Below are 17,585 nucleotides of genomic sequence, written 5' to 3'. Positions count from 1 at the left end.
GGAAGGAATGACAATGGCTGAGAAGAAGGTTGCCACCGTCATCAAGCTCCAGATTCCCGCTGGCGCTGCGAACCCCGCTCCTCCCGTCGGTCCCGCCCTGGGTGCCGCTCAGGTCAACATCATGCAGTTCTGCCAGGCGTTCAACGCCGCCACGCAGGACAAGTCCGGCGACATCATCCCCGTCGAGATCACCGTCTATGAGGATCGTTCGTTCGACTTCATCTGCAAGACCCCGCCTGCGGCTCACCTGATCAAGAAGGAGCTCAAGCTCAAGAGCGGCTCCGCTGTGCCGCAGCGCGACAAGGTCGGCCAGCTCACCGACGAGCAGCTCACCAAGATCGCCGAGATCAAGATGCCGGACCTCAACGCCAACGACATCGAGGCCGCTAAGAAGATCGTCGCCGGCACCGCCCGTTCCATGGGCGTCACCATCGCCGAGTAGCGATATCCGTTCGTTTTCTTCGGGCGCGGGAAGGTCTTGCGCCCGATCGTGTGCAATCCGGCACACATCGTTGTGGGAGGGCGCTGCCCGTTTGACCACAGGAGGTATGTATCATGGCTAAGCATGGAAAGAAGTATCTCGACGTCGCCAAGAAGGTTGACCGCTTCAACCTTTACACGCCGCTCGAGGCCGTGAAGCTCGTCAAGGAGCTCGCTCCCGCTAAGTTCGACGAGACCGTCGAGGTCCACTTCCGCTTGGGTATCGATACCCGTAAGGCCGATCAGAACATCCGCGGTTCCATCTCCCTGCCCCACGGCACCGGCAAGACCGTTCGCGTCGCCGTGTTCGCCGATGGTGCCAAGGCCGATGAGGCTCGTGAGGCCGGTGCCGACATCGTCGGTTCCGACGAGCTGATCGCCGACATCCAGAAGGGCGAGATCAACTTCGATGCCGCTATCGCCACCCCCAACATGATGGCTAAGGTCGGTCGCATCGGTAAGATCCTCGGCCCCCGTGGCCTCATGCCCAACCCCAAGCTCGGTACCGTCACCATGGACGTCGCCAAGATGGTCGGCGAGCTCAAGGCCGGCCGCGTCGAGTACCGTGCCGACCGTTACGGCATCTGCCACGTGCCCCTGGGCAAGTGCTCCTTCGACGATCAGAAGCTCGTCGAGAACTACGCTGCGCTCTACACCGAGATCCTGCGCGTCAAGCCTTCTTCCGCCAAGGGTCGCTATGTGAAGAGCATCACGCTGACCTCCACCATGGGCCCCGGCATCAAGGTGGACTCCGCCATCCAGCGTAACTTCATGGAGGAGTAACGCAGGTACCGCATAATCCGGTGTCGCATGAAAACCCGGCTTCGCGCTCAGCGTGAAGCCGGGTTTTTGCATAAGCTGACAGATTATCGGTCGTTTTATACGCACCCGAGACGACGCGATTTGTTCATTCGGTAGTCGAGTCACACAATCGAACGTTTTGTAGTTAAACTGCGGACACCGCGGAGCGTTTGTCGTTGTGATGCAGAGAACTCATCTGCATGTGTGTCTGATATGACCGTTACGACCGTATAAGACGGCCAACATATGTGATCTACAGCAATTTGAGCCGTACACGTCTCTGCATACGCTTTCAGCCAACTAACAACCGTTCATTTTCGTCACTTACCGGCAGAATGAACGTTTCAGGCATCCATATCAGATCCGGTTCTACGGCGGGTTCTGTCGTTCTATGCGGGACGTAGCCATTCATAATGCCCATCGAGCTGCGCAAACAATAATAACCCACCGCTCACCTTGTTATTTATACCGTTCATCTCTGTCAGCAAAAGTACTCTAACACACATAGTACTTTGTGTTACAGTAGCAGTGTCAAGAAGAGACGAGCACTGATCAGGAGGTGACAACGATGTCCACACGGGATGCGGTGAGCGATCTGATCAGAGGAAACATCGATGCCATCATCCTGTGCACGCTTTCCGGAGGCGACAGTTACGGCTACGAGATCCTCAAAGCGATCGCAGCCACGAGCCGGGGCGAGTACGAGATGAAGGAGCAGTCGCTCTACACCTGCCTCAAACGTCTCGAAGGGCAAGGGTTCGTCAAGAGCTATTGGGGGGACGAGACCCAGGGCGCTCGACGCAAGTACTACCGGATGACCGATGCGGGAGCTGGGGAACTTGGGGAAGCCACCGAGCGCTGGGTACGCGTCCGGAACATCATCGATCGTTTGCTGACACAGGAAAGGGGAGACCGATGAACGAACTTCGTATGTACGTCGAGCAGCTCTTCCAAAACAGGGTTCTTACGTCCGACACCATCGAACTCAAGGAAGAGATCTACGGCAACCTGATCGCCCGCTACGAGGATTACGTTGCCCAGGGCCTGAGCCACGAGGAGGCGCTGCGGCGTACGAAGGAAAGCATGACCAGTATCGACGACGTGATGAGTGGTGAGGAAGCAATGAAGAACGAGAACCTGAACGCCAACCAGAACCCGAACGCGAACGTAACCGAGCAGATGCCCATCGCAGTCTCCCAGCCCGGAGCAGCACCTCCCGCCGGCGATCCGGCGCCGAAGCGCCGCAAGCCCTGGGTGATCACAGCGGCCGCAGCCGCCGTCATCCTCGTGCTGATCTGCGGCGTGGCGATCGGCATGAACATCATGCCCAAGCAGACGCAAGGGCAGGTGCCCGAGGCGACGGTGACCGTCGATGACACGACCGTCGACGACACGGCTCAGGATGTCCAGAAGACCGAGGCCGAAGCCGCGACCGTCGAGCAGGAGCCCGCAGAGGAACAGGCGACCGAGCCGGCGACGTCCACGGACGACCAGACGGCGGAGGCCAAGACCTCGACCACGCAGAAGACCACCACGTCGAACACGACGACGCTGCGCTCGATGCCGCGCCTTACCGACGACGACGGTCCGCGCGAGCGTCAGGCGACCGAGGCCCTGGCCGACGAAGTGCTGAACAGCCCGCTCAGCACCCTGACCAAGTACGCGAGCACGAAACCGAGCAGTGCCGATAACCGCGCCGCGTTCGTCCGCGCGCTTCCCCTGGGCGACTATGTGACCGCCAGCAGCTTCAGCAACGGTACGCTCGCCATCGATTACTCCTCGGTGAACCACAACATCGATGGCGATGCGATCGACCTTGCACTTGCCTACGACGTGGTCGCGATCATGGCGACCTACGGCGACAGCGTCGACACCGTCAAGATCGAGCTGCACGAGAGCGACGACCATTCCTACGACGTCGACACCTACATCTTCGATCGCGCGATGGTGGAGGACATGCTCGCCAGCGTGAGCTCCAACGAGTACACGAAGATCACGGGAAGCATGCTCGAGTCCAAGAACGCGTGGAACAAGGTGTTCAACAACGTGGCGACCTATCGCTTCTTCGACAACGTGACCGACTACGCGGAGCTCGACTACTGATCGCGACGGCACGTATCGACCGGAACGGATGATCGCGCCATAGCCTCGCCGGACGCCCGCCGCAAACGGGCGTCCGGCCGACTGCGAAACAGCGCGACGCGTCGCCGGACGGTCTGTTCGGCGACGTTGCTTTTCGTTGAGGACCCGGGGTGCTGCCCGCGCGCATCCTCTCGAGTGAAGTATTGCATCGACGCACGGAGTACTATGGAAGACAGATCGGGTATGATGCCGAAAGGATACCGGGAGGTGATGGGATGGCGACACGCGACGCCGTGAGCGACCTGATCAGGGGCAATATCGACGCCATCATCCTGTGCACGCTTCTTGACGGAGACAACTACGGCTACGAGATCCTCAAGGAGATCGCCGAGACAAGCGGCGGTGAGTACGAGATGAAGGAACAGTCGCTCTACACGAGCCTCAAGCGGCTGGAGGGCCAGGGCTTCGTCGAGAGCTACTGGGGCAACGAGACACAGGGTGCCCGTAGGAAGTACTATCGCATCACGAAATCGGGTACAGTTGAGCTGACAGAGGCGATCGACCGGTGGATCCGGGTCCGCAACATCATCGACCGCCTGCTGATCCGTCAGGATGGGGGAGCACGGTGAACGAACTTCGCATGTATGTGGAGCGCCTGTTCGAAGGCAAGATGCTGACTGCCGAGAACATCGAGCTCAAAGAGGAGATCTACGGCAACCTCACGGCGCGCTATGAGGATTATCTCGCGCAGGGCCTGAGCGAGGCGGAGGCGCTGGCGCGTACCAAGGCGAGCATGACGAGCATCGACGATATGCTGGACGAGGGCGCTGACGATGCCGGTGCCGCGGCGACAGCGGATGCGACTCCCGCCGGAACCGCCGCCGAGACGACGCAGATCCCGCCGGTCGCCCCGACGCAGCAGATGCCCGCGGCGGCGCCCGGCGTGCAGCAGGCGCCGACCCCACCTTCGTATGCGGCGGCCACGCCCAGCCAGCCTGCGGCGCAGCCGCGCAAGAAGTGGCCGATCGTCGTGGGCATCGTCGCGGGCGTGCTCGTGCTGCTCGCGCTCATCGCGTTCGGCATGAGCCTGCTGTTCGTCGGTGCGACGACGGGCGGGACCACGCAGGGGCAGAACCAGGCGCAGTCGTCGACGGACGGTGGCCGATCCGATGACGCGAGCATCACCTTCGACAAAGACGGCCTCAAGCTCGATGACGGTAAGGGCTCCAGCGTGGAGATCGGGTCGTCGGGCATCCATCTGGAGAGCGGCGAGGACGAGATCTATCTCGATGCCGACGGCAATCTGCGCATCGACGGTGACATCGCCGACGAGCTGCTCACCGCCGTGGTGAACGATCCGTACAGCGACGTGTCGTCCTATGCGGGCATGGCCCTTGCCGATACGTCGCAGGTCGACGAACTTGTGCGTTCGCTGCCCATGGGCGAGTGGGTGAGCCAGGTCGACACGACCGGCAACGCCGGTGCGCTCGGCATTTCCTACGAGGCGGTGCCCGAGCGCTATGACGGCGATTCGGTCGACGCTGCCCTGGTGTACGATGTTGCGGCCATCATGTGCGCGGTCTCCGACGTCGACGAGGTCCAGGTGCGTCTGAGCGAGAGCGACGACCCCTACGACGAGGAGCACTATGTTTTCACGCGCCAGATGATGGAGGAGATGTTCGGCGTGACGCTGAACGCCGATCTGGTGAGCGAGGATGGCTGGAACACGCTGAAGGTCAAGAACATGTACCGCAACGACTTCATCGAGCATGTGGTCGATCGTGCGGAATGGGACTAGCGGCGGATAGCGGCTCCATTACCACAAGATTGCTCTTCATGCGGGGCGTCGGGACACCGGCGCCCCGTCGCATGTGGGCGGGGCTAGCGTGCGAACGCGCTCTCGAGCTCGCGCACGATGCGAGCGGCTTCGAGGGCGTCATCATGCGTAATGCCGAGGTAGAAGACGAAGCGGATGTAGCGCTTCATGACCGGGCGGATGATCAGGCCGTGTTCGGCGGCGCGCTCGCAATAGGCGAGCGGGTCGTCGGTGATACCGCTGACGTCGACGACCACGATGTTGGTGACCACGTCACCGACGATGCGAGTGCACGCGAGACCGGCGATCGCGTCGGCGAAGGCGCGCGCGTTGTCGTGATCTTCCTGCAGGCGCTCGACGTGATGGCGCAAAGCGTAGATGCCCGGGGCGGCGATGATGCCAGCTTGGCGCATGGCGCCGCCGAGCGCTTTGCGGATCCGCCGTGCCGCGAGAATCGTCTCCTGATCGGAGCAGATGACGGAACCGACTGGCGCGCCGAGGCCCTTGGAAAGGCAGAACATCAGGCTGTCGACATGCACGCAGATGTCGGCGGCGGGCACGCCGAGCGCGGTCGCCGCGTTGAACAGGCGTGCGCCGTCCATATGGACTGGGACGCCGTGCGCCTGCGCGAGCTCGTGGACAGCCGCCAAGCGATCGCACGTGACGACGGCGCCGCCCGCGTAGTTATGGGAGTTCTCGACGCAGATCAGGTCGACGCCGCCGGCATCCAGGGCGGCGGCGATGTCATCGAGGTTCGGCTGGCCGTGTTCATCGTGCCGATAGGTCTTGAGTTGCATGCGTCCGAAATCGGGATCGAACAGGTACTTTTCGCTGAGTAGAAGATGCTGCTGCTCGTCGACGAGCAGGGTGCTGCCGGGTTTGACCTGGGCGAGTACTGCGGCGGTGTTGGCCATGCAGCCGGAAGGCACGAGCACGGCTGCCTGCTTGCCGGTGATCCGGGCGGCAAGGTCCTCGAGCTCGTTGACGGTCGGATCCTCGCCGCGGCCAAGCTCGTGGGTGCGGTCGTCGTCGCCAAGCGAGGCGGTGAGGATGGTCTGCAGCATGTGGGGGGTCGGCTTGGTGAGGGTGTCGCTTCTCAGGTCGATCATGGCTCGCTCCTTCGCGGGAAAATGGTGCCTGTCCCTATTTTCCCGTGGGAAAAAGGGGACAGGCACTATTTTCCCATACCTGACAAATGGGCAGGGACGCGGGGCGCTGTTGCCGTGCCGGGAAAGAAAAGCCCGTTTATGGTTCGGTTTTAGTGGGGCTCGGCGAGTAGCACGCAAAACGGCAAGCGCTGTACCTGCGCTTTCCTTGAAGCGAGCGCCACTTGTACTCAGGGGGTGCCTTCAAAACCGAACCGTAAACGCAACCATCGGCTTCCAGCACCGGAGAAACTCAATTTGCGGCAATAAACCAGCCAAAACAGTCAGGTACACAGGACAGCGGTCTGCCGAAAACGACCTACCTCCCGTGCTGCGGGGCCGATTCCCGTGCAAGGCGGCCACCGATTGGGGGTTGGCTGGGTCGCTTTAGCATGCTAAACTGCATTACATTGCAGTGGCGGCCCGTACCGGGTCGCGTGCACGAAAGGACGGAACGCATGGTGCGCGGGGATCACAGCACGGTCGAGCAGGTCATGGTGCCTGTACTCGGCATGTCGCTGAACCTAACCCTAGCGCTACTAGCCGCCGATGCGCGCTAGGGTTCTTCGTTCCACGTACGGCTCAAGCCAACTTTCCAGAAGCACCCCACCGCGCATCTGACCGACGCCTTGCAGGGCGTGACGCGCGACGGGGTGCTTTTATCCGTAGAGCTGCAAATCGGCAACGCCACCTCCTGCAAGCCTGACACGCAACGACCACGTCACGAGCAACAGGAGGACCCCATGACCAGGAAGATCGCCATCTTCGACACCACCCTGCGCGACGGCGAGCAGTCGCCCGGCGCCAGCATGAACACCGAGGAAAAGCTCATCATCGCCCGTCAGCTCATCCGCATGAACGTCGACGTCATCGAGGCGGGCTTTCCCATCTCGAGCCCCGGCGACTTCAAGAGCGTGGCCGAGATCGGCCGCATTGCGGGTGACAAGTGCACCGTCTGCGGCCTGACGCGCGCCGTCGACAAGGACATCGAGGTCGCGGCAGAGGCGCTCAAGACCGCCAAGCGTCCGCGCATTCACACCGGCCTGGGCGTTTCGCCCTCACATCTGCGCGACAAGCTCCGCCTGACCGAGGACCAGGCCATCGAGCGCGCCATCCATGCGGTCAAGTACGCCCGCAACTTCGTGGACGACGTCGAGTTCTACGCCGAGGACGCCGGTCGCGCCGACCAGGACTTCCTCGTCCGCATCATCGAGGCCGCCGTCAAGGCGGGCGCCACGGTCGTGAACATCCCCGACACCACGGGCTACAACATGCCGTGGGAGTTCGGCGCGCGCATCCGCGACCTGCGCGAGCGCGTCGACGGCATCGAGGACGTGACCATCTCGGTCCACACGCACAACGACCTGGGCATGGCCACCGCGCTCGCGCTCGAGAGCGTCCGCAACGGCGCGACGCAGATCGAGTGCACCATCAACGGCTTGGGCGAGCGCGCCGGCAACACCTCGCTCGAGGAAGTCGTCATGGCCATCCGCATGCACGAGGCCGAGCTCGACGCGCACACCGATATCGTCACCAAGGAGCTGTGCCATGCCAGCAAGCTCGTGAGCTCCATCACCGGCATCATGGTCCAACCCAACAAGGCCATCGTGGGTGCCAACGCCTTCGCGCATTCCTCCGGCATCCATCAGGACGGCGTGCTCAAGGCCCGCGACACCTACGAGATCATCGACCCGGCCGACGTGGGCGCCGCCGGTTCCCAGATCATCCTGTCCGCCCGTTCCGGTCACGCCGCGCTGCGCCATCGCATGGCCGAGCTCGGCTACACCTTCAACGATGAGGAGTTCGAGGGCATCTACCAGGCCTTCCTCGAGGTTGCCGACAAGAAGAAGGAAGTCTACGACGAGGATCTGGAGTCCATCGTGCACGAGCGCGAGCGCGTGAGCTCGGCCATCTGGACGCTCGGCGCGGTGCAGGTCTCCTGCGGCTTCCCGCTCACCCCGACCGCCACGCTCACCCTTGTGGACGAGGACGGCGAGGAGCACACCGTCGCCGCGTATGGCACCGGTCCGGTGGACGCCGTCTACAAGGCGGTCGACCGGATCGTGGCGGTGGAGAACGACCTGTCCGAGTTCTCGATCAAGTCCATCACGCGCGGCATCGACGCGCTGGGCGAGGTGACGGTGCGCGTGACGGCCGCCGGCGGTGAGGTGTACATCGGCCGCGGCAGCGATAACGACATCATCGTGTCCTCCACCAAGGCCTACATCAACGCCCTGAACCGCCTGATCTCCGATCAGCGCGAGGCTGCAGCCAAGTAATCCGACAAGCTTGAACCCGGCCCCATCTTGTCACTGCCGACAAGTTTGAACCCGGCCCCATCTTGTCACTGAGCAATCGAAGGAGAACAACCCATGCCAAGACCCATGACCGTTGCCGAGAAGATCCTGGCCGCCCATGCGGGCCTCGATGAGGTGCGCCCCGGACAGCTCGTCGAGTGCGACCTCGACATCGTGCTCGCCAACGACATCACGGCGCCCATCGCCATCGACGTGTTCCGCGAGCTCGGCGCCACCGAGGTGTTCGACCGCGACCGCGTGTGCCTCGTGCCCGACCACTATGCGCCCAACAAGGACATCAAGAGCGCCGAGCAGACCAAGAAGATGCGCGAGTTCGCACATGAGCAGAAGATCACCCACTACTGGGAGCAGGGCTGCGCGGGCATCGAGCACGCCCTGTTGCCCGAGACGGGTACCGTCGTGCCGGGCGACCTGATTATCGGCGCCGATTCGCATACCTGCACCTACGGCGCGCTGGGTGCGTTCTCGACCGGCGTGGGTTCCACCGACGCGGGCGTGGGCATGGCCACCGGCCGCTGCTGGTTCAAGGTCCCGCCGACCATCAAGTTCGTGATCGACGGCGAGCTGACCGACGGCGCGACGGCCAAGGACGTCATCCTGCACATCATCGGCATGATCGGCGTGGACGGCGCACTGTACCAGGCCATGGAGTTCACCGGCTCGGCCATCCACAGCATGTCGATGGAGGGTCGCATGACCATCTCCAACATGGCGATCGAGGCCGGCGGCAAGGCCGGCATCATGGAGGTCGACGACGTGACCCGCGCATGGCTCGAGGGCCGCAACCAGCGCGACTATGTGGAGTACCATGCCGATCCGGATGCCGAGTACGCGCAGGTCATCCATATCGACGCCGCCGACATCAAGCCGTGCGTCGCTTGGCCGCACCTGCCGGGCAACACCCATCCGGTGAGCGAGAGCCGCGACATCGCGATCGACCAGGCCGTGATCGGCAGCTGCACCAACGGCCGCATGGAGGACATGCGCGCAGCTGCCGAGGTCCTGCGTGGCCGCACGATCGATCCCAACGTGCGCTGCATCGTGATTCCCGCGACGCAGGCGGTCTTCAAGCAGTGCATGGCCGAGGGCCTGGCGGACATCTTCATCGATGCGGGCTGCGTGTTCTCCACGCCGACGTGCGGACCGTGCCTGGGCGGTTACATGGGCATCCTGGCCGCCGGCGAGCGCTGCGTGTCCACCACGAACCGCAACTTCGTGGGCCGCATGGGCGATCCGGCCTCCGAGGTCTACCTGGCGAGCCCCGCGGTCGCCGCGGCGAGCGCCGTGGCGGGCCACATCGCGGCTCCGTCCGACCTGTAGTCTTCGCGCGGCCCCGCTGCCTGCAGGGCCGCGTGGCACGGCTAAGCGGCGCATCGGCTTAGCCGGGATCGAACACCGAGAAAGGAAACCTCATGCATTTTGAAGGCACCGTGTTCCGCTATGGACGCGACATCGATACCGACGTCATCATCCCCGCCCGCTACCTCAACAGCTCCGATCCGGCATATCTGGCGTCCCATTGCCTCGAGGATCTGGATGATACGTTCGTCGAGCGCATGAAGCCCGGCGACATCATCGTGGCCGAGGAGAACTTCGGATGCGGCTCCAGCCGTGAGCACGCGCCGCTCGCCATCAAGTCGGCCGGCGTGTCCTGCGTGATCGCCAAGAGCTTCGCGCGCATCTTCTACCGCAATTCCATCGACATCGGCCTGCCGATCCTCGAGTGCTCCGAGGCGGTCGACGCCATCACGGACGGCGCGAAGGTCTCCGTGGATACCGAGACCGGCGTCATCACGAACCTCGATACCGGCGAGACCTTCGCCTCTGAGCCGTTCCCGCCCTTCATTGCCGAGATTATCGAGGCAGGCGGCATCGTCAACCGCACGAAGGCGAATATCGCCGCCGGCAAGTAGCGCGGGAAAATAGGGACAGGCACTTTTTTCCCATCGCGGAAGGAGGGCGGTCGTGCCTCTCGACAACCCGTTCGCATCAGGTCCGAGTTCGATGAGTTGGAGTTGCAACGTGAAGAAAACCTACCGTATCTGCACCCTGCCCGGTGACTGCATCGGGCCCGAGATCATGGCCGAGGGCAAGAAGGTCCTCGACGCCGTGGGCAAGCACTTCGGCTGCGCGTTCGAGTGTGAGGACGCCCTGATCGGCGGCGCCGCCATCGATGCGACCGGCACCGCGCTGCCCGACGAGACCCTCGATGCCGCCCGCGCGTCTGACGCCGTGCTGCTGGCGGCGGTGGGCGGCCCCAAGTGGGACACTACCGATCCCGCGGCGCCCCGTCCCGAGCAGGGTCTGCTCAAGATCCGCAAGGAGCTCGGCCTGTACACCAACCTGCGTCCCGTGCAGATCTTCTCGGCCCTGTCCGGCGCCTCGACGCTCAAACCCGAGGTCATCGATGGCGTGGACATGATGATCGTACGCGAGCTCACCGGCGGCCTGTACTTTGGCGTCCGCGAGCGCTTCTACGACGAGGAGGGCGCGGGCGCCGATGGCAAGCCCGGCCAGCGCGCTTACGATACGCTCGAGTACCGCGAGTACGAGATCGAGCGCATCGCCCGCCAGGCCTTCGAGGCCGCCCGCAAGCGCCGTGGCAAGGTGGCGAGCGTGGACAAGGCCAACGTGCTCGAGACGAGCCGCATGTGGCGCGAGATCGTCCATCGCGTGCACGATGCCGACTACGCCGACGTCGAGCTCGAGGACGTGCTCGTGGACAATGCCGCCATGCAGCTCATCAACCGCCCGGCGGACTTCGACGTCGTGGTGACCGAGAACATGTTCGGCGACATCCTGTCCGACGAGGCGGCGCAGATCACGGGTTCGCTCGGTATGCTCGCGAGCGCGAGCTTGGGCGACGGCGTGGCGCTGTACGAGCCGAGCCACGGCAGCGCGCCCGATATCGCCGGCAAGGGCATCGCCAATCCGTTGGCGCAGATCCTGTCCGTCGAGATGATGCTGCGCTATAGCTTCGACATGGCCGAGGCTGCCGACGCCATTCGCGCCGCGGTGACCGCCGTGCTCAACGACGGGCTGCGTACACGCGACATCGCCGACGCCGACACGCCGGAGGACAAGATCCTCGGAACCGTCGCCATGGGCGACGCGGTGGTGGCGCGCCTGCGGTAGGCGTGCGACGGTCAGGGCCGTAGCGCCCGAGGCGCATATGCCCCGCGCAGAGGGCGCGCCGGTGCATCCCACGAGTTGGTGATGCGCCGGCGCGCTCTGTTGATGGTATGGTGGTGCGCAGGTAGTGCCTAAGATGCGGGTGAGTGGGGGAGTGACCATGGCCGAGGAGCGCTTGACGGAGGACTTGCTGGAGCAGTTGCTCGCCGCGGGCCGTCCCGAGGACTATCTCGACCACGAGCGTCTGGTTTCTCAGGAACTTACGGACTATCTCGAGCAGCTGCGCGCCGCACGGGGCATGTCGAAGGCGGACGTGATCCGCGAATCCGAGCTCAACAGCACCTTCGTGTACGACATGTTCAAGGGCAAATGCAAGCCGGGGCGCGACAACGCCATCAAGCTCGCGTTCGGCCTGCGCTGCACGCTCAAGCAGACCCAGCGGCTGCTGCGCCTGTCCGGCATGGCGGAGCTATGGCCCAAAAAGCGTCGCGATGCCATCATCATCTGGTGCATCGAGCAGGGTAGAGACCTCGTCACCTGCGATGACGAGCTATGGCGTCTGGGGGAGACGACGCTCATCGACCCCGAACTCAACTTGTGAGCGGGCTCGCCTGCTCTCGATAGGGAACATTGTCGGCATGGCTCCCGACTACATTCCTGTACGATATCCTATGACGGGTCGGGTGGTCCCGTCCCGATGCGACGTGATGGCTGAAGGGTTTGCGACGATGGATGACGAGCGGGTCATGCATGGGATAGGGCTCGACGAGGCCTACCATGTGGAGCGCGTGCTTGCGAGCAGGCGCGGGACCGTCACGGAGCGTGTGACGCTCGACGGCTCCGGTCCGTTCATCCGCAAGAAGATCCCGCTCGACGATGTGGACCGGGCGGTATGGGCAAAGCTCGCCGCCTGCGACAGCCTGCGCCTGCCCCAGATCTCGGCGACTTACGAGCTACCCGATACGTTCGTCGTCGTGTACGCCTACGTTCCCGGCGAGACGCTCGAGACGCGTATCGAGCAGCGGGGCGCTCTGGACGCTTCCGAGGCAGCCCGCATCGTGCTCGACCTGTGCGAAGCCGCTTCCGCTCTGCATACGCACGACATCGTGCACTGCGACATCAAGCCGAGCAACATCGTGTTGGCGGCTGACGGCGCCCATCTGATCGATATGGACATCGCGCGCATGGCGTCGGATACACCGCGCAAGAAGCGGTCCGGTCATAAGGGGACGGTCGGCTTCGCCGCACCCGAGCAGTTCTTCGGTCGCGCCGATGCCCGCAGCGACGTGCATGCGATCGGATGCGTGCTGGGCTACATGCTGACAGGACTCGTCCCGGATGACGAGGCGTACGAGGCGAAGCTTGCGGACGAGTCGCGTGTTCCCCACGTGCTACGCGAGGTCGTCGAGCAGGCATGCGATTTCGAGCCGAGTCGGCGTTTTGCGAGCGCGGAGGCGTTGGAGTGTGCGGTGCGCTGTTGTTTGGGGAACGCGGATGTCGGGGAGGGGCGGGTTTCGACGGGCACGCCGCAGGATGCCTCCGACGGTACTGTCGCGGGCGATCGACCCGGTATGGGGCCGTCTCGTCGATGGCAGGTCAAGCAGGGCGACAGGCATGCTTCGGACGATTCCGAGCGAAAGGCCCGGTCGCGCGACCGTCGCATCATCAAATATGTGCTGTTGGCGCTCGCCGTCGTCATGGCGCTGTGCGCGACGGGCATCATCATCTTCGAGATCGTGACGAGGGCGTCTGTGCCCGCAGCGGAAACCGTCCAGCAGGATGCGGGTGCCGGCGCAGGTGCGGCGACCGACGATGCGGGCGATACGGCTGCTCCTTCAGGCACGGGCGATATCGTCGAGGACAAGATCGGCGGCGACGATGTACCGGCAGGCGGGAGCGGTGCCTTGACGGCGACCGACATCGACCCGCTCGATTCGCTGGAGCTCGTCGAGACGTGGTGGGAGCGCGGAACCGACGGACTGTTCCACTATGCCTACGGCATCAAGAACACGAGCAAGGACCTCAAGATCACCTTCACGAAGGTGACGCTGACCGGCAGGGACGCTTCGGGTGGCATCGTGTCGGTCGACTCGCAGTACATGAGCGATATCTTCCCCGGCGAGGTGCAGTATTTCGGAGGCATCGCGGGCAACGACACTGCGCCCGATTCCGTTGAGTTCACCATCGCGCGCCCCGAAGCGCAGGACGCCGTGCGCACCGATGAGCGGCAAAGTTCGTTTACCGTCGACAACGTGGCGGTCGTCCCCGATTCCATCGGCAATGACAGCGTGGTCGGAGAGGTAACGCTCGAGGAAGCCGGCGGCGATATGTGGCTTGACCCCTCGACTGTATCGCTGTGCGTCGTGCTGCGTGATGCCCAGGGCGCCATCGTGTTCGGCCAGACGGGTTATGCGACGCTGCCGGACGAGGGCGAGACGTTGACCTTCGAGGTGACGCTCGACCGTTCACCGGCATACGAGAGCATCGACGTGTACGCCATGCCTTGGTAAAGGGGATGCGGTACGCGGAATAGATTTCCGAGAGATTCTTCAGGTCGAATGCCGGCTCGTTTGCCACCATGTGATGAATCCGAATAGAAGCCGACCGGCCCCGCGTGGATAGGCTACCACGCGGGGCCTTTTGTGCGCCCGTCGGCCCTCCCATGCACAAATCCCCGTCGGATTCCTCAGTTGGGAACTGAGGAATGCCGCGCTATCGTTCGCGAAAATCGCAAGCACCGTTCTGGAAGGGCCCGAGTGGATCTTGGGCCGAGATGATCCAGGAAGGGGCTGCATATGGGCAGGCTCGACAACCGTGGTGCGGCAGGATGGCCGCACCGTCAGACGCATCGCCAACCGACGGGCGATGCGCGTCTCCGCCGCGGCATTCTTGCCGTCCTGTTACCGGACGGTACAGCATGTGATGGGAGGGAGGCGACGATGTGGGAACGATCGCAGGTTGAAAAACTGACAGGGCTGAGCCGGCATATGATCCAAGACCTGTGCTATCACAACACCAAAAGCGGTGGCCTGGGCTTTTGGGAGCCGGCGGTATCCAAGCCCGGGTACTCGCGTTTCGACGAGGGCGACCTGTACATGTTCTATCTCGTCGGCCAGCTCAAGCGTGCCGGCTTCACGCTGGCGGAGGTCGAATCGGCGGTGTCGGACATCCTCGAGGATGGCGATGCACTCGATCGGACCGTGCGCGCGAAGGCGCGCTCGCTTCACGCTCGACGTGCGGAGTTCGATGGCAAGTTGGCAGCGCTCGAGTGCCTGGCGGATGCCGTTGCCGCTCAGCCGACGGAGCGCCTGTTCGCGGTGATGGAGGCGGCACTGGAGCGCAGCGTGGAGCGTGCGGTACAAGCGGCGGCGTTCGTGCAGGACACGGATATCGAGGTCGCCGAGCGTGTGCGCACGGGGCTGTCCACCGCGGTAGACTGGCTGCTCGCCGTGTTGCGCGGCGATGCGGATGCGGCGGATGCGGGCGAGCCGTCGGTCTCGGGACAGCGATGCCGGGCGCTTGTCGAACGCGTTGCTGAACTCGTTTCCGACGAGGTTGCGCCCACATGCGCTGCCGCCAAACAGGTGGTATGGGATATCGCGGATACGGTGGCGAACGGGCGGATGCGAGCGGTTGATGACGGTGCGATAGCCGACGGTGCGCCCGGATATGCCGGAGCTGATGGCGGTGTCACGTTCGCCGTGCGTACCCTCGCAGCATTTTTATCCGAGGCGGAAAACGGCGTGCCGATCGAGCTCGTTTTTGGAAACGGCGCGTTTTCATTTCTCGCGCAGGCGGCACGTGCCTGTGCAGCGGATACGGATGGATGTCGATAGGAAGGTTGGAAGATGGAAAACGTACGGACGACGGATGGCGGGGGAGGCGTTTCGCAGGCGCTGGCGGCATGGATCGTGATGGTCGTTGCTGCCGCGGTGTTGCTGGCGGTCTTCTTCCTGCCGTGGGGTTCGGCTGGTGAGGACTTTCGGCAGGCTGCGGCGCAGATGCCAGATGTCTGGTTTGCCGAGGAAGCGGGAATCACCGCGGCGGATGCGGTCGATCTTTCGTTGCTGGAGTACGCACGCGCCTATCTGGCGATTGGACAGATGGGAAGCGGGAACGCATTCGTCATTCTCGTGCCGATCATCGGGTCCGTAGCGGTTCTGGCTGCGTTTGCGCTATTGCTCGCCGCTTTGGGTAAGCCCATCGGCTCTGCGGTGTTCGGCGTGCTCACGCTCGCGGTTTCCCGTCTTATCGTGTGGGACTTCACCGATCGTGGCGTGCTACCCAACGCGACGCACGAGTGGGGCATGGCGCCTGTGGTGTACATCGTGGCAGGCGTGGTGATTGTTGCCGCTGCCGTGTGGATGGTGGTGCTGAAAAGGCAAGACAAGAAATCGGTCTGACAGGCAAATGGAACCTGTAGAGGAGGATAAATGAAAAAGCACATTATTGCAGGAATGGTTGGAGTACTGTGTTTTGCCCTTGCTGGTTGTGGCGGGCAAGAGGCGTCGAACGCCAGTGAGAGTACCGATAAGACTGTCCAGCAGACGCAAGCGACGGAGCAAGACTCCTCGAATCCTTTGGAGTCGATAATCGCTAAAGCCCAAGCTGATTTTTCAGACACTTCGCAGATGCTTCTCGATGAGCAGGAGAAGGTCTTTTCTGAAGTAGGTGATACGTTTGATGATTATCTGGCGAATGCAGATCGCCTGCAGGACTGGTATGACTTGGCAGTAAGTGAAACCGAAGGTCTTGCTGAGCGTGCTGTCAAGTACGGACGTGAATACTATCAAGCGGTTGTCGATAATGTTGATCTGAGCGAAGACCGAAATTGGGATAGGGCGACAGAAGATTTCTACGACGCAATCTATGACGATGCATTCGATGACTATTACGACGCAATATATGAGGATGCATTCGATGAAGCATACGACGTATACTACGATGGTATCATAGCAGATGCTTACGATAGCGTTCCCTATGATGAATGGTCGGATGCAAGCGGCGATGCATATGACGCATGGTCGGATGCACACAGCGATGTGTACGAGGCTTGGTCCGATGGACACTCTGACGTCTATTCCGATTATTCTGACGTCCGCGGTGCATTTTACGGCAATGACTTCGACGTTGAGGGAGTGTTTGCGCCCGTAGAGATTGTGGATAAGTCGGAATCTGACAAGTCTGATGAAGCTACCGAACAGAGTGATGATGGCGGGAATACGTCGTCCGAGAGCACTGCGGGAGACGGTGAATCGGAAGCCGTGGATGGTTCTACGGGTGACTTCAAAGCAACTATGGACGAATACGAAGCGTTCTTTGATGAGTACGTCGAATTCATGGAGGAGTATAACGAAGACCCGACGTCTCTGGAGCTTGTTGCGAAGTACGGGGACATGATGACGCAATACTCCGATACTATGGAAGCGCTCGAGTCAATTGATGAAGACAGCTTGTCTGCCGAGGATCAGGCCTATCTTCTCGAGGTCCAGACACGCATCAATCAAAAGCTCTTGGAAGTAACGCAGTAGCCCTAGAAATCGATAAGTTCGCGCACGGGCACATCAAGTGCCTTGGCGATGCGGATAAGGACATCGATGCCGACGTCAGCCGCTCCCATCTCGATCTTCCAGAGATAGGAGCGGCTCGTCCCTGTCATGAGGGCGAGTTGCCGCTGCGAGATGCCGCGTTCGGCGCGAGCGGCTTGGATGCTGGAGCCGAGGGCTCGCTTTTCGCGCACGTTGTCCATGCTGCAAGCATACGTGCGGTAAGATGAGGAAGTGCTCTCTGTAGAGAGCATGTAGGGACTGC

17 protein-coding genes are annotated in these 17,585 nt (G+C 62.5%); 15 read left to right on the top strand and 2 right to left on the bottom strand.

The annotated features are described in order from the left end of the window. The first annotated feature begins 13 nt into the window (after window positions 1–13). The 6 genes from rplK (at window position 14) to I6E04_RS03955 (ending at window position 5,161) form a co-directional block, all read left to right on the top strand. Window positions 14–442 (top strand): 50S ribosomal protein L11, encoded by a 429-nt coding sequence (rplK, locus tag I6E04_RS03980; protein WP_235421876.1) that lies wholly within the window; start codon window positions 14–16, stop codon window positions 440–442. A 113-nt stretch (window positions 443–555) separates the two neighbouring features. Next, window positions 556–1,263 (top strand): 50S ribosomal protein L1, encoded by a 708-nt coding sequence (gene rplA, locus I6E04_RS03975; RefSeq protein ID WP_235421875.1) that lies wholly within the window; start codon window positions 556–558, stop codon window positions 1,261–1,263. Between the two features lie 586 nt (window positions 1,264–1,849). After that, on the top strand, window positions 1,850–2,200 hold the full coding sequence (locus I6E04_RS03970; protein WP_235421874.1) for a PadR family transcriptional regulator: 351 nt from the start codon (window positions 1,850–1,852) through the stop codon (window positions 2,198–2,200). Next, the gene (locus I6E04_RS03965) at window positions 2,197–3,384 is read left to right on the top strand and encodes a permease prefix domain 1-containing protein (RefSeq protein WP_235421873.1); all 1,188 of its coding nucleotides are present in this window, start codon (window positions 2,197–2,199) and stop codon (window positions 3,382–3,384) included. The genes I6E04_RS03970 and I6E04_RS03965 overlap by 4 nt, the downstream gene beginning before the upstream one ends. A 254-nt stretch (window positions 3,385–3,638) precedes the next feature. Then, a complete protein-coding gene (locus I6E04_RS03960) occupies window positions 3,639–3,992 on the top strand; it encodes a PadR family transcriptional regulator (RefSeq protein ID WP_235421872.1) in 354 nt (117 codons plus the stop codon). Then, window positions 3,989–5,161, top strand: a complete 1,173-nt coding sequence (locus I6E04_RS03955; RefSeq protein ID WP_235421871.1) for a permease prefix domain 1-containing protein — start codon at window positions 3,989–3,991, stop codon at window positions 5,159–5,161. Before I6E04_RS03960 ends, I6E04_RS03955 begins: the two co-directional genes overlap by 4 nt. Window positions 5,162–5,244: 83 nt before the next feature. On the opposite strand, the gene I6E04_RS03950 is transcribed toward I6E04_RS03955, so the two are convergent. After that, window positions 5,245–6,288 (bottom strand): threonine aldolase family protein, encoded by a 1,044-nt coding sequence (locus I6E04_RS03950; RefSeq protein ID WP_235421870.1) that lies wholly within the window; start codon window positions 6,286–6,288, stop codon window positions 5,245–5,247. A gap of 779 nt (window positions 6,289–7,067) precedes the next feature. Here I6E04_RS03950 and I6E04_RS03945 point away from each other — a divergent pair. From I6E04_RS03945 to I6E04_RS03905, 9 genes are all read left to right on the top strand, one after another. Next, entirely contained in the window at window positions 7,068–8,603 is a 1,536-nt protein-coding gene (locus tag I6E04_RS03945) for a 2-isopropylmalate synthase (protein WP_235421869.1), read from the top strand. Between the two features lie 93 nt (window positions 8,604–8,696). After that, the gene (leuC, locus tag I6E04_RS03940) at window positions 8,697–9,962 is read left to right on the top strand and encodes a 3-isopropylmalate dehydratase large subunit (protein WP_235421868.1); all 1,266 of its coding nucleotides are present in this window, start codon (window positions 8,697–8,699) and stop codon (window positions 9,960–9,962) included. A gap of 92 nt (window positions 9,963–10,054) precedes the next feature. Continuing rightward, window positions 10,055–10,555, top strand: coding sequence for a 3-isopropylmalate dehydratase small subunit (locus I6E04_RS03935; RefSeq protein ID WP_235421867.1), 501 nt, complete (start codon window positions 10,055–10,057; stop codon window positions 10,553–10,555). Window positions 10,556–10,664: 109 nt separating this feature from the next. Continuing rightward, the gene (gene leuB, locus I6E04_RS03930) at window positions 10,665–11,777 is read left to right on the top strand and encodes a 3-isopropylmalate dehydrogenase (RefSeq protein WP_235421866.1); all 1,113 of its coding nucleotides are present in this window, start codon (window positions 10,665–10,667) and stop codon (window positions 11,775–11,777) included. Between the two features lie 157 nt (window positions 11,778–11,934). Then, window positions 11,935–12,375, top strand: a complete 441-nt coding sequence (locus I6E04_RS03925; protein WP_235421865.1) for a helix-turn-helix domain-containing protein — start codon at window positions 11,935–11,937, stop codon at window positions 12,373–12,375. A gap of 127 nt (window positions 12,376–12,502) precedes the next feature. Beyond that, window positions 12,503–14,284 (top strand): serine/threonine-protein kinase, encoded by a 1,782-nt coding sequence (locus I6E04_RS03920; protein ID WP_235421864.1) that lies wholly within the window; start codon window positions 12,503–12,505, stop codon window positions 14,282–14,284. A gap of 477 nt (window positions 14,285–14,761) precedes the next feature. Continuing rightward, window positions 14,762–15,610, top strand: coding sequence for a hypothetical protein (locus I6E04_RS03915; RefSeq protein ID WP_235421863.1), 849 nt, complete (start codon window positions 14,762–14,764; stop codon window positions 15,608–15,610). A gap of 12 nt (window positions 15,611–15,622) precedes the next feature. Continuing rightward, complete coding sequence (locus tag I6E04_RS03910) at window positions 15,623–16,177, top strand: hypothetical protein (protein WP_235421862.1); 555 nt, start codon at window positions 15,623–15,625, stop codon at window positions 16,175–16,177. A gap of 30 nt (window positions 16,178–16,207) precedes the next feature. Further along, entirely contained in the window at window positions 16,208–17,305 is a 1,098-nt protein-coding gene (locus I6E04_RS03905) for a DUF6591 domain-containing protein (RefSeq protein WP_235421861.1), read from the top strand. Between the two features lie 2 nt (window positions 17,306–17,307). Here I6E04_RS03905 and I6E04_RS03900 read toward each other — a convergent pair whose 3' ends face one another. Next, window positions 17,308–17,523: a helix-turn-helix domain-containing protein gene (locus I6E04_RS03900; RefSeq protein ID WP_235421860.1), complete on the bottom strand. Its 216-nt coding sequence runs from the start codon at window positions 17,521–17,523 to the stop codon at window positions 17,308–17,310. Window positions 17,524–17,585: the final 62 nt, after the last annotated feature.

Source organism: Collinsella tanakaei (genome assembly GCF_021531055.1).
Taxonomy (GTDB): Bacteria; Actinomycetota; Coriobacteriia; order Coriobacteriales; family Coriobacteriaceae; genus Collinsella; species Collinsella tanakaei_B.
Note: the sequence above shows the minus strand (reverse complement) of the source record. Positions and strands in the feature narration are given on the sequence as shown.